The organism is Cedecea sp. FDAARGOS_727 (assembly GCF_012273235.1).
Taxonomy (GTDB): Bacteria; Pseudomonadota; Gammaproteobacteria; order Enterobacterales; family Enterobacteriaceae; genus Cedecea; species Cedecea davisae.
The window spans coordinates 2604206-2629532 of the sequence record NZ_CP050966.1 but is presented as its reverse complement, the minus strand read 5'-3'; the positions used below and the strand labels follow the sequence as shown (position 1 = coordinate 2629532).

The following is a 25327-nucleotide window of genomic DNA, read 5'->3' as shown; positions in this document are numbered from 1 at the left end:
GGCAACGCCGATTGCGCATCAGGCACCTGTGATAAACTGCTGCCCAATCGCGACAGCGTCCAGATCGGGAAGGAAACAATGGTAACAATGTTAGATGTCTCGTTACGCGCAGGGGTTTCCAAAGCGACGGTATCTCGCGTGTTAAACGGCACCGGACAGGTTAAAGCAAGTACCCGCGAACAGGTATTTAAGGCTATGGAAGAGCTGGGCTATAAGCCTAACTTTCTGGCGCGCTCGCTGGCAAACCGCAGCAGTAACAGCATCGGGCTGGTAGTCTCCACTTTTGACGGTTTTTACTTCGGCCGCCTGCTCCAGCAGGCCTCGCGCCGCACCGAATTTTACGGTAAACAGCTAATAGTCACCGACGGCCACGACACGCCTGAGAAAGAGCTGGACGCCGTGCAAATGCTGGCGGACCGGCACTGCGACGCCATCGTGCTGTATACCCGCTTTATGAGCGAGCGGGCGCTTATGTCGCTGATGAACGCCATTCAGGTTCCGCTGGTAGTCATCAACCGGGACGTGACCCTGGCGCGGGAGCGCTGCGTCTTCTTCGAGCAGCAGGATGCCGCGTTTCAGGCGACCGAATACCTCATCCAGCAGGGGCATCGGGAAATAGCCTGCATTACAGTACCTATTTCCACGCCGACAGGCAAAGCACGGCTTATGGGCTACCGTAAAGCGCTGCAAAAACATGGCATTGCGTGGGATGAAGGGCGGGTGAAATACGGCGACTCCAGCATGACTGAGGGGCACCACCTTTGTCAGGAGCTGCTGGCAAGCGGCGTCACCTTTAGCGCTCTGTTTTCCTGCAACGACGATATGGCGCTGGGTGCATCCAAGGCCCTGCACCAGGCGGGGATCCGCATTCCGCAGGATATTTCGCTATTTGGTTTCGACGATGCGCCAAGCGCGCAGTGGCTGGAACCTGCGCTCTCCTCGGTCTATTTGCCTATTGATAACATGATAATTACCGCTATCGATCAGGCCATTAAGCTGGCGAGCGGAGAGCCGCTGGAGCCGATCCCGCCGTTTGTCGGGACCCTGGTATTACGGGATTCCGTGGCTCCCGGCCCCTGGTTTGAGGCCGGAAGAAAGGTGTCAAAGTAGTTCGAGGGCCAGCAGTTCCTGAATAGTCTGGCGGCGGCGAATCAGGCGTGCGCTGCCGTTATCAAACAGCACTTCCGGCAGCAGCGGGCGACTATTGTAGTTTGACGACATAGAAGCCCCGTAAGCGCCGGTGTCGTGCAGCACCAGATAGTCCCCGGTTTTCACCGGCGGCAGCAGGCGAGTTTCAACCTTGCCGCCTTCCTGCTGGGTAAATACATCACCGGACTCGCACAGCGGCCCGGCCACCACGGTCTCCAGCGGCGGCAGCGAAGCCAGCTCGCGGCCATCCCCCGCAATGGCAGAAATATGGTGATAGCTGCCGTACATTGAAGGGCGCATCAGATCGTTAAAACCGGCATCGATCAGCACGAAGTGGCGAGAACCCATATCCTTCACCGCCCTTACCTGAGCGACCAGCACGCCGGCCTCTGCCACCAGGAAACGCCCTGGTTCAATTTCCAGTTTCACCGGGTGACCCAGGTGAGCGGCAATCTTCTCGCGCGCGGCGTTCCACAGCCCGTAATAGTGGTCGGTATTAATAGTCTCTTCCCCCTCACGGTAAGGAATAGACAGGCCGCCACCGGCGGAAATCGCCTCCAGATCCTGACCGAAGTCGATAACCTGCTGTACCATCGCACCGCACACCTGCTCCAGGTGAGCGTAATCCACGCCCGAGCCAATGTGCATATGAATGCCAACCAGATGGATGCCATAGCGCTGCATAGCCTCCAGCGCCTGCGGCATATCACTCAGCCAGATACCGTGCTTGCTGTTCTCGCCGCCGGTATTGGTTTTTTGACTATGCCCGTGACCAAAGCCCGGGTTAATACGCAGCCAGACGCGGTGCCCCGGAGAGACTTCACCCAACTGGTGAAGCATATCCACCGAGCCAATGTTAACCGGAATTTTCTGCTCAGCCACCAGCGCCAGCGTGGCGTTATCAATAACGTCTGCCGTGAATACGATATCGTCCGGATTTTCCAGCGGCTTGTACCCCGCCGCCAGAGCACGCTCAATCTCACCCTGCGACACAGAATCCACCTTCACGCCCTGCTCGCGCATCAGCTTCAGAATATGAATATTCGAGCACGCCTTCTGGGCGAAACGAATCACATCGAACTGGCGCAGCTGGGCAATCTGCTGGCGGATGATGTCGGCATCATAAACCCAAACCGGGCAGCCGAATTCGGCTGGTAAAGTCAGCAGATTTTGCGCGTTTAGCGCGGTGGTGGTGTCGGTAAGCGAGCGTGGCATGGCGAACTCCGGGTAAAAATCATTTTGATTATTACGCCATACTCCAGAAAGGATAAAAAATATCGTTTTCTCTCTAGTCTATTCAAATATGATATGGATGCAGACAAACATTCAACGTAACGGTGAACAGACATGCCAGCCATCAACCTGCGCCAGATAGAGATTTTTCACGCCGTGATGACCACCGGCAACCTCACCGAGGCCGCCGGGTTGCTGCATACCTCGCAGCCAACCGTCAGCCGGGAGCTGGCGCGCTTTGAAAAGTTGATTGGGCTACAGCTGTTTGAACGCAGCCGGGGCCGCCTCTACCCTACGGTTCAGGGGCTGCGGCTATTTGAGGAGGTTCAGCGTTCATGGTACGGGCTGGACAGGATAGTCAGCGCGGCGGAAAGCCTGCGCGAGTTTCGCCAGGGCGAGCTGTCCATCGCCTGCCTGCCGGTCTTCTCGCAGTCCTTCCTGCCGCGACTTTTGCAGCCGTTCCTTGCCCGCTACCCGGATCTTAGCCTGAACATTGTTCCGCAGGAGTCGCCGCTGCTCGAAGAGTGGCTCTCCGCCCAGCGTCACGATCTCGGGCTGACGGAAAACATCTCCACGCCCGCAGGCACCGAACGCCAGACGCTGCTGACGCTAAATGAAGTCTGCGTCCTGCCTGCCGGACACGGGCTCGCGGGAAAGCCAGAGCTTACGCCTCAGGATTTTGCGGGGGAAAATTACATCAGCCTGTCACGCACCGACAGCTACCGGCAGCTGCTGGACTCGCTATTTCAGGAACATGACGTTAAACGAAGAATGGTCGTTGAAACCCACAGCGCGGCTTCCGTATGCGCAATGGTTCAGGCGGGGGCAGGCGTTTCTATCGTCAACCCGCTTACCGCGCTGGATTATCACGGGCGAGGAGTGGTTGTGCGCCGGTTTAGCGTAGCGGTGCCTTTTACCGTCAGCCTGATTCGGCCGCTGCACCGCCCTGCCTCTGCGCTGGTGAGCGCGTTCAGCGAGCATCTGCAGAGCAGTATGCATCTGTACAGTGACCCGCTGAACGCCCTGCTAAACACGTAATAGACTATTCGGTAACCGGCTGCGGATGCCCGGTGCCGCCGCTAAAATTAATCAGGCAGATAACCAGCCCGATAACCGCCAGCGCAGCTGCGGCAACCGGCACCGCCGTCAGGCCGTAACCACGCTCAATTACCGTGCCGCCAACCCATGCCCCCAGCGCATTACCGACGTTAAAGGCCGCGATATTTAGCGTCGAGACAAGGTTTGGCGCCTCTTTCCCGTGCAGCACAACGTTGATTTGCAGCGCGGGAACCAGAGAGAAAGCCGCCATCGCCCACAGGAACAGCGTAATCTCAGCCAGCCAGGCACCGTGGCTGGTCCAGCGGAACAGCAGAGAGAACACGGCAATCAGGCTAAAGCTCAGGATAAGGCTAACCGACACGCGCCAGTCCGCCAGCCTTCCGCCAAGAATGTTGCCCACCGTCAGGCCAGCGCCAATCAGGAACAGCGTCCAGCTAACGCCCTCAGGCGTAATGCCGGTGATTTGCAGCAGCAGAGGCGCAACGTAGCTAAACAGGGCGAACATCGCGGCGGCAAAAAATACCGTCATGGACAGAGAGAGCCACAGCTTGCCGTTGCCCAGCGCTTTGATTTCACTTTTCAAATCGGCCGGAGCTTCGTCTTTCTGCGACGGCAGGCTGACGATAAGCGCGATAAACGCAATCACGCCGATAACCGCCACGCCCCAGAAGGTTGCCCGCCAACCGTAAAGCTGGCCGAACCATGTGCCAATCGGCACGCCCAGCACGTTTGCCAGCGTCAGGCCAGTGAACATCAGTGCAACCGCAGAAGCCTTGCGCCCGGCGGGAACCAGGCCTGCCGCCACAACAGCACCAATACCGAAGAAGGCGCCGTGACACAAAGCGGTAATGACCCGCGCCAGCATCAGGAACTGATAATTAAGCGCGATGGCACACAGCAAATTCCCGATGATAAAAATCACCATCAGCAAAACCAGCGACATCTTGCGCGGCAGGCGAGCGGTAAGCAGCGCCATAATCGGCGCCCCGATGGCGACGCCCAGCGCGTAGCCGCTGATTAGCCATCCGGCAGAAGGAATCGATATATGAAGATCTCCCGCCACTTCGGGCAACAGCCCCATGATCACGAACTCCGTCGTGCCGATGGCGAACGCACTCATCGCCAGCGCCAGCAAGGAAACAGGCATTGTATTACTCCCGGTAGCAAAATGATGGACGGCTGGCCGCGCCCGGCGGCCGCCTGAAAATGAGGATTTCAGAGGTGCAGCTTTTTAAAATAGTGTGCGCTGCATAACAAATTTATAACACAGAAGTCGCCGGGCATGACCCGGCGTGGCGTGAGGGTAAAGTCGTTGCCTTGCTTAATACATTGATAGATAAAATAAAGCCATCAAACTTAGGCGCACATAAAGCGAACTGCATCGGCAGCGTGAATGGCGGCGGTATCAAACACCGGCAGCGGGCAGTCCTGCTGACCGAGCAGCAGCCCAATCTCGGTGCAGCCAAAAATAACGCCCTCTGCCCCCTGCGCCTGAAGCTCGCCAATCACCTGCTGGTAGTAGCTTTTTGACTCCGGGTTGATAACGCCGAGGCACAGTTCGTCAAAGATAATCTGGTTGATGCGCTGGCGCTGAGCCTCATTCGGGATAATCGAACGAATGGCGAACTGCTCTTCCAGGCGACCGCGATAAAAATCCTGCTCCATGGTGTAGCGCGTACCCAGCAGCGCAACCCGGCTCGCGCCCTGAGCGGCAATCGCACGCCCGGTCGCATCGGCTATATGCAGGAAAGGCAGCGAGCAGCGGGCTTCTATTTGCCCGGCGACTTTATGCATCGTGTTGGTACAAAGAACGATGCCCTCGGCTCCCGCTTTTTGCAGTCCCAGCGCGGCATCCGCCAGCATCTCGCCGGCTTTATCCCACTCGCCTGCGGACTGGCAGGCCTCTATTTCATGAAAATCCACGCTGCGCAGCACGATTTTGGCCGAATGCAGGCCGCCGAGCCGCTGTTTGATCCCTTCATTAATTAAGCGGTAATAAGGGATCGTCGATTCCCAGCTCATTCCGCCCAGTAATCCAATGGTTTTCATCGTCGCCCCTTTTTTCGTTTAACCTCCGGTTATACCCCGGTTCCGGGCAATAAAAAAGCCTCCGGATGGAGAGCAGTAAGAGTCGTTAACCAACGGCCACGACGCCTGGTAACGCCTCTATCCCCCGTACAACTTGCCTCTCCTCACCCCAGGAGCGCTCAATCTCGGCCTGTAGCCAGTCGCGAAAATAACCCACCCTCGGCAAGTCTCTTTTGCCCTGCGGGATCTCCAGCCAGTAGCCGTTGCCGCTTTGCAGTTCCAGTTCAGCCAGGGGCACCAGCAGCCCGTCGCGCAGTTCATTGCGGATCATCATTCGATCCAGTACGGAGAGGGTTTGTTATTTCCGCAGATAGCCACGCCCGATAACGCAGATCCCCACAGCGCTGAGCACCAGCGTGACGCCGAGTTGTTGATAGCAGCCCGAAACCAGCAGCCCAATGCCAATCAGCAAATAGTAGGCGAAGCCAAATAGCGCCCCGGCTGTTCCACGGCAGTCTCCGTACTCGCTTAGCGCGGTGCCTAGCACCACCGGAATAGCCATTGAAAACGCCACCATCACCATAAACATCGGCGCAAGAAACCAAATACTGTGCTCCAGGAAATAAACGCCCGCACTTCCCGCAAGACCGCAGATACTGGCCGCCAGCAGCAGCATTCTGGCCGCGATCCCATGCTTTATCAGCCGATGATTTAGCCGCGCTCCAGCAAGAGAACCCAACGCCAGCACTACGCCCGTCAGCCCGAATGTGGCCGGCTTCAGGCCAAACTGCTGGAACAAAAACGGCGCCTGGCTGTAGTAGCTGAACAGCCCAATATTAAAGAACGCCACCAGCCCGGTTGCCCTCCAGATTTTGATATCCCGCAGCATGCGGCCTGAAACCTGCCCCAAAGCCGGACATTGATGCTGTTCAGGCCGGGTTTCGTCCAGCCGCCATGCGCACCAGAGCAGCAAAGCAGCGGCCAGCCCGGCGAGCGAGTAAAACACGGCCTGATATCCGCCAAAAGAGACAATCAGCCCGCCAAGCCACATACCAAGCGCCGGGCTTACCGCCAGCGCGATGCCCATAAACGAGAAGATCCGCGCCAGATCCGGGCCGCTGTAGCGGTCGCGCAGCACGGTTTGGGTCACCACGGAGCCGGTTGCCGCCCCAAAAGCGGCCAGCATTCGGGCCGCAAGTAGCAGTGAAAAATGCGAGGTCAATAATGCGGCCACCGCACCAGCCGCGTAGCAAAGCAGCCCCAGTAGCAGCGCCGGTTTACGTCCGAGTAAATCACTGACTCGCCCCCAGAACAGCACGCCTGCGGCAAAGCCAACAAAATAGAGCGAGAGCGTCCAGGCTGCGTCCTGAGCGGTTACGGAAAAGTGCCGGGCGATATCGGTTAAAGCCGGGCTATAAAGGGTTTCCACAATTTGTGGAAACATCAGCAGCGCGGTCAACAGCGCCATTCCGGGATGTGTTTTCACCCTCAGTCCTCCTGAAAAAGAGGCGCTATTGTAGGCAAACCCGAAATGGAACATTATAAACATCCGGACATTTTATAGCGGAAATCGGACATTATGAGCTGGCTGAACGCCGACGCCGAATTTAACCCTGACGAGCTGAATCAAAGCGTCATTGGCGTACAAGCCGAGCTGGGTAACCATGACTCCGGCCTGCACCGGCACCGTATGGGCCAGTTGCTGTTCACCCGTGAAGGCTGCGTAAAGCTGACGATACATGAAGGCCAGGTGCTGTCTTTGCTGCCGCCCGGTAAAGTTGCCTGGCTTCCCGGCGGCGTGAGCCACCGCGCTGAAATGAAAAATAGCGTGGCCTACCGCTCCATCTGGTTTGACCCGGAGCGCTACCCCACGCTTCCCGCCGCAGCAATCGTGCTCAACGCTACGCCGCTGCTTCACGAACTGCTGGAGAGAATGTCAGCCAGCCCCTGGGAAACAAACTGGGAGCAGGGAGCCGCTCAGCACATGGCAGCACTTTGTGTCGCCGAGCTCGAGGCCGCCCGAGAAGAGCCGATGACCCTTCGCTTCGTGCAGGATAAACGGCTGCGCCATCTCAGCGGCGATGAGCTGCCACCGCAGTTGCACGAACTTGCCGCCGTGACTGGCGCAAGCGAGCGAACCATCGGCCGTATTTTTCGCCGCGAAACCGGCCTGTCTTATCAACAATGGCGCCAGCAGTGGCGGCTGATGAAAGCGGTTGAAATGTTGGCAAGCGGGGAGCGGATATCCGCCGTAGCCGGAGCGCTGGGCTTCTCAAGCGACAGCGCCTTTATCTACTTCTACCGCAGCCTGACCGGGCAAACGCCGGGCATGCTGTGATACAAAGCCACTGCCAACAACTTAGCCATACGCAGTGCCGCTCATTGCCGCCAGCACGCCCGCAGAGCCTCTATCAATCAAGTTCAGAAATACGCTCGCCGCAGCGGCATTATCCTGGTTTTTACTGAAGTGGCGATGAGCCTGGATAAGCGCTGCGCTCCACGTAGCCAGCAGCAGAGAGGCTGCAAGCTGGGTCTCTGGATTCTGGAAATCTCCCCCAGCCAGCTCGCACGCAAGCGCCTGAGTGAATTCATCGCGGATTGCTCTGGCACGCGCCTTCAGCGCTTCGCTATTTTCGATGGTGGAAACAAACCCCTGGCCCGCCACCGAGAAAGCAACCAGCGGGCTGCCCTGCTCCACCAGTTGATGGGCAAAACGGCGCAATGCTTCAACCGGGCCAATGCCCGTATCCCGCAGGCTAAGCGCGCTACGCAGCATCTCCAGCCCCTCTTCTTCGCGGTCAAAAAACATGTCTTCTTTACGCGGAAAATGGTTAAACACCGTCATACGCCCCACGCCGGCCTCGGCGGCAATTTCATCAATCGTCACCTGCTCAAAACCCTTTTCCAGAAACAGCCGGGTGGCAACGTTAGAGATTCTTTGCCGGGTGGCCAGGCGATTAAGCGTTCGACGATCGGATGACATTGACAGAATCCTTGCTGATGGATAATTATATACCGAGTATATATTGGTACTCAGTACAGGTAAACCATGAACAAAGCCCTTGTGGTTATTTTCTCTGCCATCTGCCTTGATGCCGTTGGTATCGGTCTGGTGTTTCCTATCCTTCCCAGGCTGCTGGAACAGGTCACGCAGAGTCAGGACATTGCCCACTGGATAGGCATCATGACCGCGCTTTATGCGCTGATGCAGTTTGTCTTTGCCCCTTTGCTGGGTGCATTAAGCGACAATTATGGTCGCCGCCCGGTGCTGCTGATTTCGCTGGCAGGTGCGGCCATTAACTATCTGATTATGGCCTTTGCCCCTCAGCTGTGGATGCTGCTGCTCGGCCGCGCCATAGCCGGGTTAACCAGCGCCAACGTTTCGGTCGCGATGGCGTATATCACCGATGTTACCCCGGAGGATAAACGCGCTCGCCGTTTCGGGCTGTTTAACGCTATGTTTGGCGCGGGCTTTATTATCGGCCCGGTGCTGGGTGGGCTGCTTGGGGATTACTGGGTACGCCTGCCGTTTATCGCCGCCGCCGTCCTCAACGGCTGCAATCTGCTGATGGCGCTATTTATGCTGCCGGAATCACGCCAGCCGGAACGCCAGCCTTTCAGGCTGGCCACGCTCAACCCGCTGCTGCCGCTGCGTAAAATTTTCGCCATGAAGGGGCTTATCCCGATTGCGCTGGTATTTTTCATTTTAAGCGCCACCGGCGAGGTCTACGGCACCTGCTGGGCGCTATGGGGATTTGATACTTTCGGCTGGAACGGCCTGTGGATTGGGCTTTCGCTGGGGGCTTACGGCATTTGCCAGACGCTGACCCAGGCGCTACTTCCCGGCCCGGTAACCCGGGTGCTGGGCGAGCGGGGTGCGGTGCTGTTCGGGATTGCCAGCTCCTGCGCGGCGCTGGCGATGCTGGCTTTTACTCAGCAAGGCTGGCTGGTGTTTTTGATTATGCCGCTGTTTGCCCTCGGCGGAGTAGGCACCCCGGCGCTACAGGCTTTAGCTACCCGCAAGGTAGATTCCGGCAGCCAGGGGCAACTACAGGGCATTCTCGCGTCGTCGGTTAGCCTGGCGTCGATAATTGCTCCGCTGGGCTTTTCCAGCTTCTACTTTGTGGTGCAAAAGCAGTGGCCCGGCGCTATCTGGTTATCAGTGATTGCGGTGTACGCCGTCGCGGTGCCGCTGGTGCTGCTCGGCACCAGAAGCAGGCAGGGGGAGCAGCCGCAGCGCCTGTAGTCAGGTCGCGCTGTGTTTGTCGGCGCAGGTCACGATATCCGGCTTGCTCATAATGACTTTATCGGTCCCGTAGCGCGTAATGTTCAGCATCGCGTTGCCGATGTCGATAATGGATAAAAAGCGCTTGCCGGTAACCGCGCTGATAAGGCGCATTATCGGTGCGATGACGGTATATAACAGCCGATAAGCCGGAGTGCGGGACTGGACATCCGGCGTCGGCAGAATGAACGCCGGGCGGAAAATGGCGACATTGCCGGGAAACAACGCCTGTAGCTTATTTTCCACTTCGCCGCGCACCCGAGCCCACATCTGTGAACTCTTGCCGCTGGCGTCAGCCCCCGCGCCGGATACATAAATAAACTTCATCTGCGGGCTGCTGGCCTTGAGCTGTTCCGCAACGCGCAGCGTCATATCGTAAGTGACCCGGCGATAAACCTCTTCGCTGACGCCGGATGAGCTGATCCCGGCGCAGAAGAAGCAGCCGTCAACGTCGCTGAACAGCGGGTCTGATGCATCAAAGGTCAGCAGATCTTTATTTACGATATGGCGCACACGCGGGTCAGCAACGCCTTCAGGCTCGTTCCTGACCAGCAAAATAATCTCGCTAACGTCTTTCGCCGCCAGGCTTGCCCGCAGCACGCCCTGCCCGACCATGCCGCCAGAACCAACAATCACAATTTTCATCAGCAGTACCTGTTAAAAAGTAGAGTCAGGCAGAAATAGCACGCCACATCATTCCAAAGCCCAGTTCCAGCAGCGCTTCTTTATCCGCTGGGTGTTTTGCAATTTGCTCGCTGGTAGCATCGGAAATATTCTGGATAACGGCGTAGATAAACGCTTTGCTGTCGGTGACGAACAGCGACTGCTTAATTGCGTTATCAAACATTTTATCCGCCTGGTTTAGCGCCTCCGGCGTGCTGGCGATGGTTTCCGGCGTTAGCAGCTCTGACACCGTCAACAACCTTAATACCCGCTTCCCTTCAGGATTTCTCAGCGACCATTCGGTGTAGCCCCGCCAGATATGCAATATCTGAGTGCGAAATTCGGCATCCTTCGGGTAACCGGCGACCAGCAGGTCGGACATATCCTGCTTCAGCATCAAATACACTTCATTAAGCAGCTGCTCTTTGGTCGGAAAGTAGGTAAACAGCGTTCCTACCGCCACACCGGCACGTTTAGCAATGCTGGCCGTCGTGGCCGATAAACCACTTTCGGCAACCGTCTGCACCGCCGCTTCAAGAAGTGCCGCATGTTTTTGCGGGCTTAGTGGTCTTGCCATTATTACGCCTCCGGGGCCGGTAAATTCAGTGAGCACAGTGTAATAGATTTAGCCGCCTGGATTTTAGCTTTGCTTTCCTCCCGCCGTTTGCGGGAGGAACGGTGTTACTCGGGAATAAACCCGGTTTTGCCTTCAATAGCGACGGAGACGGAAATCTCCTGCTGCGACTCCAGAGATTGCAGGCTTTTTTGGTAGCTGCCTTTAAGGATCTGGAAGGCGTCCGCGCCCAGAACGGTACGCAATTCCGGTTCCGGCTGCTGGCTCAGGGTATAGATGGCGTTCGCCATTTTAACCGGGTCACCTGAATTACTATCCTCACCGTGCTCGGCAATCCAGCGGCGTAGTTGACCCACGGTGCCGTCTTTGTAGGCCGCGGTTTCTTCGGTCCAGCGCACGTTGGCCTGGAAGTTGGTTTTAATCGAGCCAGGTTCGATGATTTGCACCTTGATATTAAATTCAGCAACTTCCTGAGCAACTGTCTCAGCAAAACCTTCAAGACCATATTTAGCCGCGTGATAAAACGCACCGCCGGGGAAAGCAACGCGCCCGCCCATGCTGGAAACGTAAATCAGGCGTCCCTGTTTCTTAGCCCGCAGAGCCGGAAGGAAAGCACGCGTAATGTGTACCGGGGAGAGCAGGTTTAAAGCAAATTGATGCTCGATTTCCTGCTCGCTAAACTCTTCCATTGCGCCAATAATCGCGCCGCCCGCGTTGTTCACAATAATGTCGCTGTCGGCGTGCTTTTTAGCGATTTCCGGCAAGCTGGCAAAATCCGTTACGTCCAGCTTCTCAACAATAAGCTGCGAGGAGAATTGCTGGCTCAGCTCTGCCAGAGCTGCCGGATTACGTACGGCGGCAACTACAGTGTGCCCGGCTTCCAGTACGCGACGGGTCAGCGCCAGGCCAAGGCCGCCGGAAGCACCGGTGATAAACCACTTTTCAGTTTTAGACGTCATCTTTTTCCCCTTAGTTATCAGGCGCTGCACGCTGCCGGTAAGGCTTTTGTGCGGTGTATTAGGGTCAACCAATAATTGACTGACCACTCACTCAATTATAAGATTGACGATTTTATTTGCAATATATGACGGTGAAATTTATTCGCCCGGCAGTCGGAGGGGCGATTTAAAATGAGTTTTATCAGCCCGATGCAGACAGAATTTTTTCTGATGGGCAAGGGAAAAACCAGGGGGGAGCGTTCGATAAAGCAGCATATTGCGCCAGGAAGCGTTTGTAGCGCGATCTGGCCACACTCAAGCAGCAGATAAAACAATAAAGCCCGAAGCGTTGAGACTCAGGGCTTTATTGTATCCGACACGGCATTTTAGAATGTTTGCCAGTGCCCCTCTTCTTCTCTTTTTGGCACCCTGCGCGGCACGGGCCGCGCCGATTGTACAACTTTAGCTTCATCATTATCGCCGAGGCGTAATGTGCTGGTTCTTTTTTCCAGCTCAAATACCTGTTTATTCAGCACTTCGGAAGAACCGGCCAGTTCTTCAACCACCGCAACATTTGTCTGGGTGGCTTTTTCCAGTTCGGACAGCGCGCTGGTAATTTGCTGAATCCCTTTTTCCTGCTCGTTTGTTGAGATAAATATATGCCCCATTAGCGCATCAATATTTTCCGACCCGGAAACAATATCCTTCATATTTTTTTCCGCTTCGGACACCAGACTTGCGCCCTGTAATACGTTTTGGTTAGTAATATCAATCAGTGATTTAATATTCTTGGCGGACTCAGAGCTTTTATGCGCCAGGTTTCTTACTTCGCCCGCTACCACCGCAAAACCTTTTCCGTGCTCGCCGGCACGCGCCGCTTCAACTGCGGCATTCAGCGCCAGGATATTGGTCTGGAAGGCAATGCTGTCGATGATGGTAATGATTTCCGTCATCTTATTGGCACAGTCGGTAATCGAGGTCATATTGCTGGTCAGCTTCTGCATCAGGTCGCTGCCGTGGTTAGCCGAACGGTGTGCTCCGCTGGTGATACCGCTGAGCTGGCGGGTGCTTTCAGCATTATTTTTGGTACCCGCCGAAATCTGCTCCATGCTGGCAGCGGTCTGGATAAGCATCGCCGACTGCTGCTCGGTTTTCACCGACAGCGTTGCGCTTTGGTGCGCCAGATTTTCAGATAATGTATTGGCAGACTGCGAAGATTTACGAATATCCATTACCAGGGTAGTAATTTCGGCGGAAAGCGTATTTATGCCGGGAATTAAGCGCCCGGCGCAATTATTACCAAACTCAGGAATATGCACCGACAAGTTCCCGGAGTTTATCTCATCTATGCTTCTTTTAACGTTATTAATCGGCCGTACAAGATATATCGTCATATACGTCCAGAGAGAGGTCAGCAATATTGCCCAGGCAATATTTAACATTATCAGAACATAAAGATTCGCGGATAAACTGAACGCCAATAAATCGATGACTAAAAACGATATCGCTAAAAAGAAGAAAATAACGCTGCGAACGCTGGCATTCTTAAGCATAAGTAGTCCTGTGACTTGCACGGGGGGGTATATTATTTATTACCTGGATTGATAGAAAAGCCATCGCCCAAAAAAGATTGAAGTTATATGCTTCCGTAAGTCAACTTAAAGAATTTTTAATCCGCACTTTTGGATTAAGAACGCCGCCTTTATCAATATATCCAAAGCCTCTCCACCTGCGCAAGAGCACGTACACAAGCCGACTGATTAGTGACTTGCATTTTGATAGTTACCGTGTCAATTTGAGGGCAAATGACATTCGCCCTCAGGCCAGACCATGAAAAATGAACCGCTGTGCAACGCTCCCTGCCCCATCGCCCGCAGCCTCGGCCGCATCGGTGATAGCTGGAGCATCATGATCCTGCGTGATGCCTTCGCCGGATTTACCCGCTTTGATGAGTTTCAGAAGAGCAGCAACGTCGCGCCAAACATTCTGTCGCGCCGCCTGAAGGAGTTAGTAGACGACGGGCTGCTGGAAAAAGTCTGCTACAGCAGCACGCCGCCTCGCTATGAATACCACCTGACTCAAAGCGGCCGCGACTTCCGCATAGTCCTGCTGGCGCTGGCCGAATGGGGCAGCCGCCACTTCTCACCGGAAGGCCGCCAGATGCAGCTGGTAGAAAATGAAACTCAGCGTCCGGTAGAGCCGGTAATGGTCGATAAGCAAACCGGGGATGCTATCGTTCCGGGCAAGTACACCATGGTTCCCGGCCCTGCCGCTTCGCCGATGATGAAATACCGCCACGAATACCTGCTGCGCAAGCGCGCGGGCGAAGTCGGGCAGAAATTCCAACCTGAACCTTACAGAGACGCCAACAATGAATCCGGCCAGTAAGAAAAAAATGCTCACGCTGGCCGTACTCGGCGCGGCGATTCTGGCGGCGGCAGGTTATGGTGCCCACTGGTGGCACGCCGGGCGCTATATGCAGTCTACCGACGATGCCTACGTTGGCGGCGATATCAGCGCCATATCCACCAAGGTTTCTGGCTACATTCAGCAGCTAGCCGTGCAGGACAATATGGCGGTGAAAAAAGGCGATCTGCTGATTCGTATTGACGATCGTGATTATCAGGCCGCGCTGGCAAAAGCCCGTGGCGAGGTTGCGGCCCAACAGGCAGCGCTGGCGGATATCGCAGCAACAAGGCAGCTACAGCAGGCCACAATTATGGGTTCTTCTGCTTCGCTTGCAGCAGCAACAGCGGCAACGGAGAAATCGGCAAACGATAACCGCCGCTACGGCGCGCTGGAGGCGACGAGCGCTATTTCAGCCCAGACACGCGACAATGCCTCTGCCGATTACCGCCGCGCCAAAGCAGAACAAAGCAAGGCTCTGGCGGATAAATCTGTAGCCGAACGCCAACTGGCGGTGCTCGACGCTCGCGAAAAACAAACCCAGGCCGCGCTGGAGCAGGCACAGGCTAATCTGGCGCTGGCAAAACTTAATCTCAGCTACACCGAGATCCGTGCCCCGTTTGATGGCGTAATCGGAAATCGCCGCGCCTGGTCAGGATCGTTTGTCAGCAGCGGCACGCAATTACTTTCGCTGGTCCCCTCCGGGGGGCTGTGGATTGACGCTAACTTTAAGGAAAACCAGTTGGCGCACATGCGCGCCGGGCAGCCGGTAACCGTGGTTGCGGACGTGCTGCCAGACCACACTTTTAAAGGCCATATCGCAAGCCTTGCACCGGCTACCGGCTCGCGCTTTAGCATTCTTCCGGCTGAAAACGCCACCGGCAACTTCACCAAAATCGTTCAACGCGTGCCGGTTCGTATAGCTCTGGAAGGCGATGGGGCGAAACTTGACGTGCTGCGTCCGGGGCTGTCGGTCATTGTCACCGTCGATCAAAAGAGCACCCGATGAGTACCGCCCAGGCCGTTCCGCTGCCTCAGGGCATATCAATGCCAATGGCGAAAAAGATCTTCGCCTTCGCCAGTATGTGCGTGGGGATGTTTATTGCGCTTATCGACATCCAGATTGTCTCCGCTTCGCTACGGGACATCGGCGGCGGCCTGTCAGCAGGCGACGATGAAACCGTCTGGGTGCAAACCAGCTACCTGATCGCCGAGATCATTATTATTCCGCTTTCGGGCTGGCTGGCGCGGGTGATGTCGACTCGCTGGCTGTTTGCCGCTTCGGCCGCGGGCTTTACCCTGATGAGCCTGCTGTGCGGCTGGGCGTGGAATATCCAAAGCATGATAGCCTTCCGCGCATTACAAGGGCTGGCCGGCGGCTCAATGATCCCGCTGGTTTTTACCACCGCCTTCGCTTTCTTCCAGGGAAAGCAGCGGGTGATCGCCGCCGCAACCATTGGCGGTCTTGCCTCGCTGGCTCCGACGCTGGGGCCGACGGTCGGCGGCTGGATCACTGAAAATTTTAACTGGCACTGGTTGTTCTTTATTAACGTTGTGCCCGGCATTTATATCGCCATCGCCGTGCCGCTACTGGTAAAGGTGGACTCGCCAAATCCCTCCATTCTGCGGGGGGCGGATTATTTCAGCATTCTGCTGCTGGCCGCCTCGCTGGGCTGCCTGGAATATACTCTTGAAGAAGGCCCGCGCTGGGGCTGGTTTGACGATGCAACGCTGACCACCACCGGCTGGATAGCGCTGCTGTGCGGCATCGTCTTTATTGTTCGCACCCTGCGCCACCCGCAGCCGGTTATGGATCTGCGCGCCCTGCAGGACAGAACTTTCAGCCTCGGCTGTTACTTCTCGTTTATGGCCGGGGTCGGCATTTTTGCCACCATTTACTTAACCCCTCTGTATCTCGGCACGGTGCGCGGTTTTAGCGCCCTTGAGATTGGCCTGGCGGTCTTCTCCACCGGTTTGTTCCAGGTGATGTCTATCCCCTTCTACTCGTGGCTGGCTAACCGGATCGATCTACGCTGGCTGCTGATGGCCGGGTTGGTGGGCTTTGCTTTCTCAATGTACAGCTTCGTGCCGATCACCCATGACTGGGGGGCCGATCAGTTGCTGCTGCCGCAGGCTTTTCGCGGCCTGGCCCAGCAGTTTGCCGTCGCGCCAACCGTAACCTTAACGCTCGGTAGCCTGCCTCCGGCCCGCCTGAAGCTGGCATCCGGCCTGTTTAATTTAATGCGTAACCTGGGCGGCGCTATCGGCATCGCCCTGTGCGGAACGGTACTTAACGACAGAACAAACCTGCATTACAGCCGCCTGGCGGATCATTTAAATAACGCCAACTTGGCGATGAGTGATTTTGTTCAGCGTGGTACGGCAAACCTGGTCACCCAGGGGATATCGCCGGATGCCGCCGCCACGGGGGCGCTGAAGAATCTCTCATCGCTGGCGCTACGCGAGGCACGAACCCAGGCATTCTCGGATGCTTTTTATCTGATAATGATAGGTTTTTTAATTGCCGCGCTGCTGGTTCCATTGATGAAAAAGCCGCAGGCACAGTGATATCCCGGAGAGGCGTTAAACGCCGGGTGGGATATCTTTACCCGGCAGTTTCAAACGCCTGCTGTAGCCATGCTTTGAACTCCTGCACATCCCGCCTGCCCGCTTTTTCAGGGCTGGTCACAAAGTAATAATTCGCACCGGGCAGCGCGCCCGGCAGGGCGATATGCAGCAACCCCTGCTCCAGCGCCCGGCGAATCAACAACTCGCTGGCAAGCAATACGCCCTGCCCGGCAATGGCGGCCTGGATGGCGTGCGTTTCATCATCAAAACGGATCCCCGACTGCACGGCTAAATCCGCCGGGCCGAAGACCTCCTTCCAGTGCTGCCAGCTTGGTTCGGGGCTGGGCACATGACGATTCTCAATATGAAACAGCGTAAGCCCGGCCAAATCCTTCGGGCTGTGGAGCTTAAGCTGAGGGCTGGCTACCAGCACAAATTTATCCTGATGCAACAGCGTACTTTCAAGCGCGCTGTCCGCCTGCATGCTGTAGCGGATCGCGCAGTCTGCCATCGTCCCGCGCAGGTCGGCCAGCTCAACACTGCTGTGGAAACGCAGCTCCAGCTCAGGGTGCTCGCGATGCAGAGAAGGCAGGCGCGGCACCAGCCAGTTGGTGAGAAAATTAGAGGTGGTGCTGAGCGTCAGCGCCCCCGGCAGAGCCATGTGATCGATAGCCTCCACCGCCTCGCGCAGCGTAGTAAATATATGCCCGGAAGCGCGAAACAAGATCTCCCCGGCACCGGTTAAAGCCACGCCGCGCGCGGAACGGACAAACAACCGCTGATTAAGCGATTCTTCCAGCGCGCGAATTTGGTGGCTGATGGCGGTTGGCGTTACGCCAATTTCCCCGGCCGCGGCTTTAAAGCTGGCGTGGCGGGCAACGGCGTCAAAAGCCCGAATAGCGGAGAGCGGCGGCAATCGGCGTAATTTCATGAATGAATTTAACTCATCTTTTGCTGAAAAATATGATTTTGATTGCCCTACCAAACCGGGCGTAGCCTGTTGCTGACGGCAATAATCCAATGAGGATTATTCATCCTATACAGATTAACAGGAACCTCCGATGACTCAAATCAATGCGATGACAGCGCCCGCCTCCACGCGCTATATCGCTTTGCTGGCTCCCGGCATTGCTCAGGCGCTGATCGCGCTGGACTACGCGATTGTGTACGTGGCGCTGCCTACCCTCGCCCATGAATTGAATCTTTCGCTCAGCGAGATGCAGTGGGTCGTCTCCCTCTATGGTTTGACGTTTGCTGCACTGCTGTTATTGGGCGGAAGCCTGTGCGACAGGCTCGGGGCGCGCCGTATTTTCAGCATTGGCATGGCGCTTTTTTTGCTTTCATCCGTCCTGGGTGGCCTGGCACAAAGCGGCGGGATGCTGCTGATTGCCCGCTGCGGGCAAGGGATCGCCGCCGCAATATTGCAACCGGCGGTCCTCGCGCTGATGGCGCAGCGTTTCCACGGCGAGGCTCATCGCCGCGCGCTGGCTATCTGGAGTTCGGTTGGCGCGCTGGGCCTGGTGGCAGGCGTGATGCTGGGCGGCATACTGGCCGCGCTGGACTGGAGAACTATCTTCTTTATTAACGTTCCGCCGGGCTTAATTGCGCTGTGGCTGGTGCGCCGGGACTATTTGCCGCAGAGCCAGAACGGAGAAACGCACCGCACCGGGATCGGCGCTCTGGTGGGCTGCGCGGCTGCGGGGGCGCTGGTTTGGGCGATGACGCGTTATGCCGAAACCGGCGCAGTTGACTACTCAGCCAATCGCCTTGCCGTTGCCATGCTGCTGCTTTTTGTTTTGCATGAGCGTTATGCTCCCCGCCCGCTGCTTGCCCGCTCGCTAAGGGCATTACCGGGCCTGCAAAGCGGCCGGCTCAGCAGCGCCTGTTATATGGCAAGCGTCGGCAGTCAGTTTTACGCCATGACGCTACTTTGGCAGCAAACGCTTCACCTGGATCCCGTCACCACCGGGCTGATGTTCACACCTCTGGCGCTGCTGATTGTCGCGGGCAACGCGCTGTATACCCGCCTTAGTGCCAGTTATTCCAACGCGCTTGTGCTGGGTATCGGCTTTGCCTGCTCTGCTCTGGGATTGTGGTTGCTGTCTATCTCGCTGAACGATCCGCTTTCCGTAATCTTTATTGTGGGGATTGCCCTGAGCGGCCTGGGCCACGGTTTAATTTTCCCGGCGATGTTTGCCGTAGGGCTGACGGCGGTTCCGCTCCAGCAGCAGGGACGCGCCAGCGCGCTGATGGTAACCAGCCAGTATATGGCGGGCGCGATGATGCTGGCCGCGATCTCCGTTATTCTTGGCACCGGCCCGACTATGACCGACTGGGCGGCGGTGTTCCGCGTTTTGTGCGGCGCGGCGCTGGTCGGCATGTTGATTGCCTTGTGCACAGGCGAGCGGCAGGCAGCGAAATAAGCTCTGAATGACGCCGGCTGGATGAATGCTACATTTATACTAAATGTTTAATTCTTATCCCTTATCATCCAGCTTTCCCCGCGTTAAGGAATCCGATAATGACTCAGCAAACTGAACAGGCTGGCGGCAAAAACTATCTCGCTCGCCTGGCTGCCGTGCTGCTGACGGGCGTGCTGGCCGGTATCGCGGGGATGTTACTGGCGCTGCTCCTGCATGCTGTTCAGCATCTGGCCTTCGGCTACAGCCTGGATCGGCTCATCAGCAGCGAAACTTTCCTTGAGGGCGTCACAGGCTCGCAGAATCTGCGGCGGCTGGCGGCCATTATTGGCGGTGGGGCGGTTGCCGGTTTTGGCTGGTGGCTGCTGGCGCGATACGGTAAAAAACGCGTTTCGATTACCGCCGCGGTCGCCTCTCCTTCCACGCCCATGCCCACTGGCACAACGACCATTCACGCCTTGCTGCAAATTATTACCGTAGCGCTCGGCTCCCCGCTCGGGCGCGAGGTCGCTCCGCGAGAAATGGGCGCCCTGGCGGCAGGAATTGTGGCACGCAAATTTGGCCTGTATGAAAACGAGGCCAGGACGCTCATTGCCTGCGGTGCCGGGGCCGGGCTGGCGGCGGTTTATAACGTTCCGCTGGCGGGCGCGCTGTTTACGCTGGAAGTTCTGCTGCTTTCATTTAGCTGGGAAAAAGCGCTGGCGGCGGTTATTACCTCCGCGGTGGCGGCATGGGTTGCCACACTCGGTTTAGGCGACGAATCTCAATATCATTTCACTTCGTTTGCGCTCCCTCATTCCTTTATGGGCTGGGCAATTATCGCAGGTCCGCTGCTTGGCGTGGCCGCCTGGCTGTTCCGCAAGGCGACCACGGGCGTGCGGACCCGGGTCAAAACCAACTGGCAGATGCCGGCGTTTTGCCTGCTGGCATTTTCCCTGCTGGCGGCGTTAAGCCTCTGGTTCCCTCAGCTACCGGGGAATGGCAAGGGGCCGATGCAGCTGGCTATCAGCAACGGCCTTGGCTTTTACGCCGCGGCAATTCTGCTGGCCCTGAAACTGGTGGTCATTCTTGCCGTACTCCGCGCGGGTGCAGAAGGCGGGCTGCTGACGCCAGGATTAACGGTTGGCGCCCTGCTGAGTTTGCTGCTGGCTATTTTCTGGCAGATGCTGTTCCCCGGCGGGGACATCGGCAGCTTTGCGCTGGTTGGCGGCGCGGCGTTCCTCGCGGCATCAATGCAGATGCCGATAACCGCCGTAGCGCTGGTCATGGAGTTCACCCATATGGACCACAGTTATTTTGCGCCAGCGCTGCTATGCGCCGCCGGAGCATTTATTACCTGCCGAATTCTTGATAAGAAGTATCTGTACTGAGAGCACGCGAGCGCTGCTGCTTGTAAACAATGCGCTTGTCTTCGTCAAAAAGAAGCATAAACAGATAGCGGCGGATAGTGCGGAGTGAAAGAAGCCCGGTATCCCACAAAGGCTACCGGGCGAGAGGCTTAAAAACCGTTATTTCACTTCATTCGCATCAGCATTTCTCAGCATATTTCTCACCGGAATAATCAACGCGGCCAGCACAACGGCGCAGATAACCAGAGCCATAGAAACATGGGAGAACAGATCCGGCATTGAGCTTAGCTGTTCTTTATTAATGTGCCCACCCATGATACCGGCAGCAAGGTTGCCCAACGCGCTGGCGCAGAACCACAAGCCCATCACCTGACCACGCATTTTCTGCGGTGCCAACAGGGTCATGGTTGCCAGACCAATTGGGCTGAGGCAAAGCTCACCGAGCGTTAGCAACAGGATACTCCCCACCAGCCAGAACGGCGAAACGCCGCTTTGCGTAGCCAGCACCTGGTTTGCAGCCGCCATCATCACGGCAAATCCCGCAGCGGCAAACAAAATGCCGATGACAAACTTCGTCATGCTACTCGGGTTCATATTGCGCTTAGCCAGAGAAGGCCAGAACCAGCTGAACACAGGCGCTAACAGGATGATAAACAGGGCGTTGATAGACTGGAACCAGATAGTAGGGATTTCAAACGCCCCCATCTGGCGGTCGGTATAGTCGCGCGCAAAGATGTTAAAAGAGGTTGGCTTCTGCTCAAACGCCGACCAGAAGAATGCCGCCGCTATCAGCAGAATAAGGCAGGCCAGCAGGCGGGAACGCTCGCTGCTGGTCAAGCCCGCAAAGAAGAACATAAACAGGAAATAGATGCCCACGCAGGTTGAGATGATATAAGCGGAGCTTTTGGCGATAACCGTCGGGTTAAACGGAATAGTACCGTTAGAAATCAATACCACCAGCCCGGCAAGCAGCACCATCGCCAGCGTGACCCATTTACCCACGTTTTTGCGCTGAACGGTCGGGTGATTCCAGGTCGAATCCAGGCCAACCTCTTTGTCATAACGGCGCATCTGTGGAATAGCGTAGAAACGGAAAATGAACAGAGCGACCAGCATGCCCAGGCCACCAAGGCCGAAGCCCATATGCCAGCCATATTTTTCGTGCAGCGGGCCGATAATTAACGGGGCGATAAACGATCCCATATTAATGCCCATATAAAACAGCGAGAAACCGCCGTCGCGGCGGGTATCTTCTTTTTTGTACAGCGTACCGACCATCACCGTGATACAGGTTTTGAATAACCCGGTTCCCAGAACGATCAGCAGCAGGCCAATAAAGAAGAAGGTGTTGGTCAGGAATGCCGACATGGCGATAGACAAGTGACCAAGCGCAATGATCAAAGAGCCATACCAGACCGCACGACGCTGGCCCAGCCAGTTATCGGCTAACCATCCACCCGGCAGAGAAGTTATGTACACGCCCCCGGCGAAGATCCCGACAATGGCGGATGCCTGGTCGATTGGCAGCCCCATCCCCCCCTGTAAGAGCGCGGCGCTCATAAACAGGATCAGCAGCGGGCGAACGCCGTAGAAGGAGAATCGCTCCCACATTTCTGTGAGGAATAGCGAACTTAGCGGGTACGGATGCCCGAAAAAGGTTTTTGTTTTAGTCGCAGAATGGTTCATCTGTGAACTCCCATTGGTTATCTTTTGTGAGGCGGTGTTGATCAAAGCGCCGAAATCAGCACTCAGGTATCGTTTTTATCAAAATGCTAACAATTAGCGGCGAGCGACACTTTAGCGTAGTTCATTAGGAAATCACTCAGTAACGAAGCGGATTCATTGCCAATTACCCACTTTTTAGATGAAAAGTCGATTTAAATCGCATTTTTCACGATAAATGATGACAAAAGAAGGGTTGTATATTGACAATCAAGTAGTTCATTATTTTTAAAATAATCATTAAAAACAATGCATTAATAACAATTATCTTTACTTTACCCTCTGCCACAATAAAACCTATAAATAGTCCGCCTTTAACCTAATGGGCAGCAGCAATGCAGCGTCTACTCCTCGCACGCTTTTTCTCCCTGGCAACTATTGAAATACTCGTCTGGATTGTTCCGCTGACACCACCTGTCAAACCTCTGAAGTAGCATTAGCCCTATGCGGCCTATCAAAATTGATAGTGTTTTAGATTTTAGTTTTCACCGTTTATGCCGTTAATGACTACTCAAAGAGTCACTTAAGACAAATCAGGCAGCAGGAATTTTCTCCCGCTGCGGTGGTTAGCTTTTCAATACCGCGTGCTCCTGGACAAAAATGAAAAACGACACCAGCAAGAAACACGACCTGCTTATTAACCGGCTATGCGAAACCTTCGGCGCGCTTTATCAAGGCAATGCCATCGACAAAAACTGGCTGTGTGCCCAATTTGGCGTAACGGAACGAACGGCTTACCGCGATCTGGCACGGCTTGCACCCGTTTTGGATGAAATATCAAACGGGCGTTACAAACTGAGCGAGCATCTGCTCCCCTCGCTGCACGCCGGGCATCTCGCCGAGTTCGCTAATTTTGCCGGGGTAGCGCACCTGTTCCCGCATAACGACGGGCAGTCTCTGCGTAAGCGTATGAAGAAGGTAGAGAACATAACAATTCAGGGAGCGAGCAGCAGGGAGAATCGCCCATTCAGCGACCTGATAGACAAGCTGGATAAAGCAATTTCTGGCCGCCTGGAGACGCATTATGCCTACCGCGGTAAAAATAGAGCCGTACAGCCCTACCGCCTGATTAATCAATATGGCTTGTGGTATTTGGCCGCCGTAGAAGATGGCCATCTCAAGGCCTTTGAACTCGCACGAATTGAAGGCTTTAGCCTGTCTGATAAGCACTTCGCGTTAGATGAGGAAGTGATTGAGGAGCTAAACGCCACCACCGGTATTCGTTTTGGGAAACGTATTGAGGCCACGCTTTGGGTTTCTGCTCATGCCGCGGCCTATGTCACCCGACGGGCGCTTTTCCCCGCACAGCGCATCTTACAAACCCACAAAGACGGCAGCCTGACGCTAACAACCGCTATCAGCGACAAACACACCCTGTTCCGCTGGCTGCGCTACTGGCTGCCGGACATTCACATTCTGGCACCCGCTGTACTGAAAGAGGATTTTAATAAGGACTTTCAGTCCCGGGTAGCCACAGCGCACATACATAAAGATGCTGAGACATCTCATTTAACAAATCTATTAACTGAATGAGGGACCACTTAATGGCTGATTCAAACGAGCCTCTGCACGAAAAATTATTGCAGCAGGCAGAGACTTTATTGAGGCAGGAGATCGCCGTTGGCAAACCTGTCGTTGCCGCATGGGGATTAATGAATGCCGGAAAAAGCTTTCTGCTGAATATGTTAACCAACCATATTCAAACCGAATGTTTTCGTACCAACGATATTCGTGAAACCGCTGAGCTAAAAGAGTTTGAAACCAACGAGTTTATCTTTCTCGACACGCCCGGTCTCGATGCGAATACCGGTGATGATTTGATAGCTCAGCAGGGTGCGGCAAAAGCGGACATTGTATTATTTGTTCACCAACCACAGGGTGAGCTTGAAAAAATCGAAATCGACTTTTTGCATAAGCTTAAAGAGTCTTTCGGACAGTACGCCGAAGAGAATATTGTTTTAGTGCTCAGTAAATCTGACGTTGAAAGCGAAGAAAAGATTGAGGCCATTAAAAAAAGAATGCTTGAACAGTGCAGGGATGACCTGGGTTTCAACCCCCGCTGCTATGCCATTTCTGGTTCGCGCTTTCATGCTGGTATGACGCTAAAGAAAGATGGCCTGGTGCGCGCCAGCCACCTTAACGATCTGGTAGAAAAACTCAATCAACTAAGGCGCGATTCCGGTGCGGTGAAACGCGAGCGCCATGGGATAGCCATTGATGAGCTTATTGAGGCCTTAAAGCAGGCCGAACTAGCGCTACGCGAGAAGCATCTGCTAACGACAACGGAAGTACGAGAAGGCTTCCGGCCTTTTGATAAAGCAATGAATGATTTCCAGGTATGGATGAAACGTAACCTGAAACAATTTCCAGCCATATAAGGAGAAATAAAATGGCATTACCCTGGTTAATTGGCGCAGCAGTGTTGGGCGTTGGCGCATGGATAGCCTCCTCATCCAGTGACAACAGTAATTCAGGCGGAAACGGTGACGACGAAGAGCGCCGCCGCCGTGAACAGGCAGAGCGCGAACGCCATGAGCGAGAGAAACAAGAAGAGCGTCAGTCGATTAAAGCGGCTTTAAAAGAAGAAGGTAAACGGCGGAGCGTTGATTTCCAGATAACGCTGCAAGGCTGGGTTAACGTGCACTATCGTTCTACTCCGCCGTTCAAGGCCTCTATTTTGCAGACGGGTAAACAGTACAAACGCGTTGTGGCACAAAACTTCTCAGACAGCGGCGGCCTCTCTTTATTAACCGATAGCACCCGCAAAAATCTCAATCAATTTGAAGCGTGCTATGACGTTGAGCTCACTAAGTCAGAAGCACTCAATGACGCCATCAATGAGACTTTGGGCTACCAGAAACAGTTGCAGAGATTACTCGACTCTCGCAAAAAGCTTGAGCAGAAGCGCCAGGAATTAAGTCGCTAAAACGGAC

24 protein-coding genes are annotated in these 25327 nt (G+C 55.4%); 12 read left to right on the top strand and 12 right to left on the bottom strand.

The window, feature by feature from the left end:
* The first annotated feature begins 78 nt into the window (after positions 1-78).
* Positions 79-1110 (top strand): LacI family DNA-binding transcriptional regulator, encoded by a 1032-nt coding sequence (locus FOC35_RS12565; RefSeq protein ID WP_016538059.1) that lies wholly within the window; start codon positions 79-81, stop codon positions 1108-1110.
* On the opposite strand, the gene lysA is transcribed toward FOC35_RS12565, so the two are convergent.
* Positions 1102-2364, bottom strand: coding sequence for a diaminopimelate decarboxylase (gene lysA, locus FOC35_RS12560; RefSeq protein ID WP_016538060.1), 1263 nt, complete (start codon positions 2362-2364; stop codon positions 1102-1104). The genes FOC35_RS12565 and lysA overlap by 9 nt on opposite strands.
* A 132-nt stretch (positions 2365-2496) precedes the next feature.
* On the opposite strand from lysA, the gene FOC35_RS12555 reads away from it, so the two are divergent.
* Positions 2497-3420, top strand: a complete 924-nt coding sequence (locus FOC35_RS12555; RefSeq protein ID WP_016538061.1) for a LysR family transcriptional regulator — start codon at positions 2497-2499, stop codon at positions 3418-3420.
* A gap of 4 nt (positions 3421-3424) precedes the next feature.
* On the opposite strand, the gene FOC35_RS12550 is transcribed toward FOC35_RS12555, so the two are convergent.
* The 4 genes from FOC35_RS12550 to FOC35_RS12535 all read right to left on the bottom strand — a co-directional run bounded on the left by FOC35_RS12550 (position 3425) and on the right by FOC35_RS12535 (position 6937).
* Positions 3425-4588: an MFS transporter gene (locus tag FOC35_RS12550; protein WP_172569058.1), complete on the bottom strand. Its 1164-nt coding sequence runs from the start codon at positions 4586-4588 to the stop codon at positions 3425-3427.
* Between the two features lie 209 nt (positions 4589-4797).
* Positions 4798-5490, bottom strand: a complete 693-nt coding sequence (locus FOC35_RS12545; protein WP_172569057.1) for an aspartate/glutamate racemase — start codon at positions 5488-5490, stop codon at positions 4798-4800.
* 85 nt (positions 5491-5575) lie between these two features.
* Positions 5576-5803 (bottom strand): hypothetical protein, encoded by a 228-nt coding sequence (locus tag FOC35_RS12540; protein ID WP_216845763.1) that lies wholly within the window; start codon positions 5801-5803, stop codon positions 5576-5578.
* Between the two features lie 24 nt (positions 5804-5827).
* The gene (locus FOC35_RS12535; RefSeq protein ID WP_172570362.1) at positions 5828-6937 is read right to left on the bottom strand and encodes a multidrug effflux MFS transporter; all 1110 of its coding nucleotides are present in this window, start codon (positions 6935-6937) and stop codon (positions 5828-5830) included.
* 111 nt (positions 6938-7048) lie between these two features.
* On the opposite strand from FOC35_RS12535, the gene FOC35_RS12530 reads away from it, so the two are divergent.
* Positions 7049-7807, top strand: a complete 759-nt coding sequence (locus tag FOC35_RS12530; RefSeq protein WP_016538068.1) for a helix-turn-helix domain-containing protein — start codon at positions 7049-7051, stop codon at positions 7805-7807.
* A 21-nt stretch (positions 7808-7828) separates the two neighbouring features.
* Here the strand turns inward: FOC35_RS12530 and FOC35_RS12525 are convergent, their stop codons facing one another.
* A complete protein-coding gene (locus FOC35_RS12525; RefSeq protein ID WP_172569056.1) occupies positions 7829-8452 on the bottom strand; it encodes a TetR/AcrR family transcriptional regulator in 624 nt (207 codons plus the stop codon).
* Between the two features lie 66 nt (positions 8453-8518).
* Between FOC35_RS12525 and FOC35_RS12520 the strand changes: the two genes are divergently transcribed.
* A complete protein-coding gene (locus tag FOC35_RS12520) occupies positions 8519-9715 on the top strand; it encodes a TCR/Tet family MFS transporter (protein ID WP_172569055.1) in 1197 nt (398 codons plus the stop codon).
* On the opposite strand, the gene FOC35_RS12515 is transcribed toward FOC35_RS12520, so the two are convergent.
* The 4 genes from FOC35_RS12515 to FOC35_RS12500 all read right to left on the bottom strand — a co-directional run bounded on the left by FOC35_RS12515 (position 9716) and on the right by FOC35_RS12500 (position 13482).
* Positions 9716-10399 (bottom strand): NAD-dependent epimerase/dehydratase family protein, encoded by a 684-nt coding sequence (locus FOC35_RS12515; RefSeq protein ID WP_172569054.1) that lies wholly within the window; start codon positions 10397-10399, stop codon positions 9716-9718.
* A gap of 25 nt (positions 10400-10424) precedes the next feature.
* Positions 10425-10994, bottom strand: coding sequence for a TetR/AcrR family transcriptional regulator (locus FOC35_RS12510; RefSeq protein ID WP_016538072.1), 570 nt, complete (start codon positions 10992-10994; stop codon positions 10425-10427).
* A gap of 104 nt (positions 10995-11098) precedes the next feature.
* A complete protein-coding gene (locus FOC35_RS12505; protein WP_254065285.1) occupies positions 11099-11950 on the bottom strand; it encodes an SDR family NAD(P)-dependent oxidoreductase in 852 nt (283 codons plus the stop codon).
* 365 nt (positions 11951-12315) lie between these two features.
* Positions 12316-13482 (bottom strand): methyl-accepting chemotaxis protein, encoded by a 1167-nt coding sequence (locus FOC35_RS12500; protein ID WP_016538074.1) that lies wholly within the window; start codon positions 13480-13482, stop codon positions 12316-12318.
* Between the two features lie 277 nt (positions 13483-13759).
* Between FOC35_RS12500 and FOC35_RS12495 the strand changes: the two genes are divergently transcribed.
* Genes FOC35_RS12495 through FOC35_RS12485 form a run of 3 tightly spaced genes read left to right on the top strand, consistent with a single transcriptional unit; the run spans position 13760 to position 16903 of the window.
* Positions 13760-14317 (top strand): helix-turn-helix domain-containing protein, encoded by a 558-nt coding sequence (locus FOC35_RS12495; protein WP_172569053.1) that lies wholly within the window; start codon positions 13760-13762, stop codon positions 14315-14317.
* On the top strand, positions 14301-15344 hold the full coding sequence (locus FOC35_RS12490; RefSeq protein ID WP_172569052.1) for an HlyD family secretion protein: 1044 nt from the start codon (positions 14301-14303) through the stop codon (positions 15342-15344). Before FOC35_RS12495 ends, FOC35_RS12490 begins: the two co-directional genes overlap by 17 nt.
* A complete protein-coding gene (locus FOC35_RS12485; RefSeq protein ID WP_172569051.1) occupies positions 15341-16903 on the top strand; it encodes a DHA2 family efflux MFS transporter permease subunit in 1563 nt (520 codons plus the stop codon). Before FOC35_RS12490 ends, FOC35_RS12485 begins: the two co-directional genes overlap by 4 nt.
* Before the next feature lie 37 nt (positions 16904-16940).
* On the opposite strand, the gene FOC35_RS12480 is transcribed toward FOC35_RS12485, so the two are convergent.
* Positions 16941-17834, bottom strand: coding sequence for a LysR substrate-binding domain-containing protein (locus FOC35_RS12480; RefSeq protein WP_172569050.1), 894 nt, complete (start codon positions 17832-17834; stop codon positions 16941-16943).
* A 130-nt stretch (positions 17835-17964) separates the two neighbouring features.
* Between FOC35_RS12480 and FOC35_RS12475 the strand changes: the two genes are divergently transcribed.
* A complete protein-coding gene (locus FOC35_RS12475) occupies positions 17965-19326 on the top strand; it encodes an MFS transporter (RefSeq protein ID WP_172569049.1) in 1362 nt (453 codons plus the stop codon).
* A gap of 98 nt (positions 19327-19424) precedes the next feature.
* Complete coding sequence (locus tag FOC35_RS12470) at positions 19425-20693, top strand: chloride channel protein (RefSeq protein ID WP_172569048.1); 1269 nt, start codon at positions 19425-19427, stop codon at positions 20691-20693.
* 138 nt (positions 20694-20831) lie between these two features.
* Here the strand turns inward: FOC35_RS12470 and FOC35_RS12465 are convergent, their stop codons facing one another.
* On the bottom strand, positions 20832-22358 hold the full coding sequence (locus FOC35_RS12465; protein WP_172569047.1) for a peptide MFS transporter: 1527 nt from the start codon (positions 22356-22358) through the stop codon (positions 20832-20834).
* 636 nt (positions 22359-22994) lie between these two features.
* Here FOC35_RS12465 and FOC35_RS12460 point away from each other — a divergent pair.
* From FOC35_RS12460 to FOC35_RS12450, 3 genes are read left to right on the top strand one after another with little or no spacing between them, the layout of a single operon-like run.
* The gene (locus tag FOC35_RS12460; RefSeq protein ID WP_172569046.1) at positions 22995-23927 is read left to right on the top strand and encodes a WYL domain-containing protein; all 933 of its coding nucleotides are present in this window, start codon (positions 22995-22997) and stop codon (positions 23925-23927) included.
* An 11-nt stretch (positions 23928-23938) separates the two neighbouring features.
* Positions 23939-24772: a GTPase gene (locus tag FOC35_RS12455; protein WP_172569045.1), complete on the top strand. Its 834-nt coding sequence runs from the start codon at positions 23939-23941 to the stop codon at positions 24770-24772.
* A gap of 11 nt (positions 24773-24783) precedes the next feature.
* The gene (locus tag FOC35_RS12450) at positions 24784-25320 is read left to right on the top strand and encodes a hypothetical protein (RefSeq protein ID WP_172569044.1); all 537 of its coding nucleotides are present in this window, start codon (positions 24784-24786) and stop codon (positions 25318-25320) included.
* Positions 25321-25327: the final 7 nt, after the last annotated feature.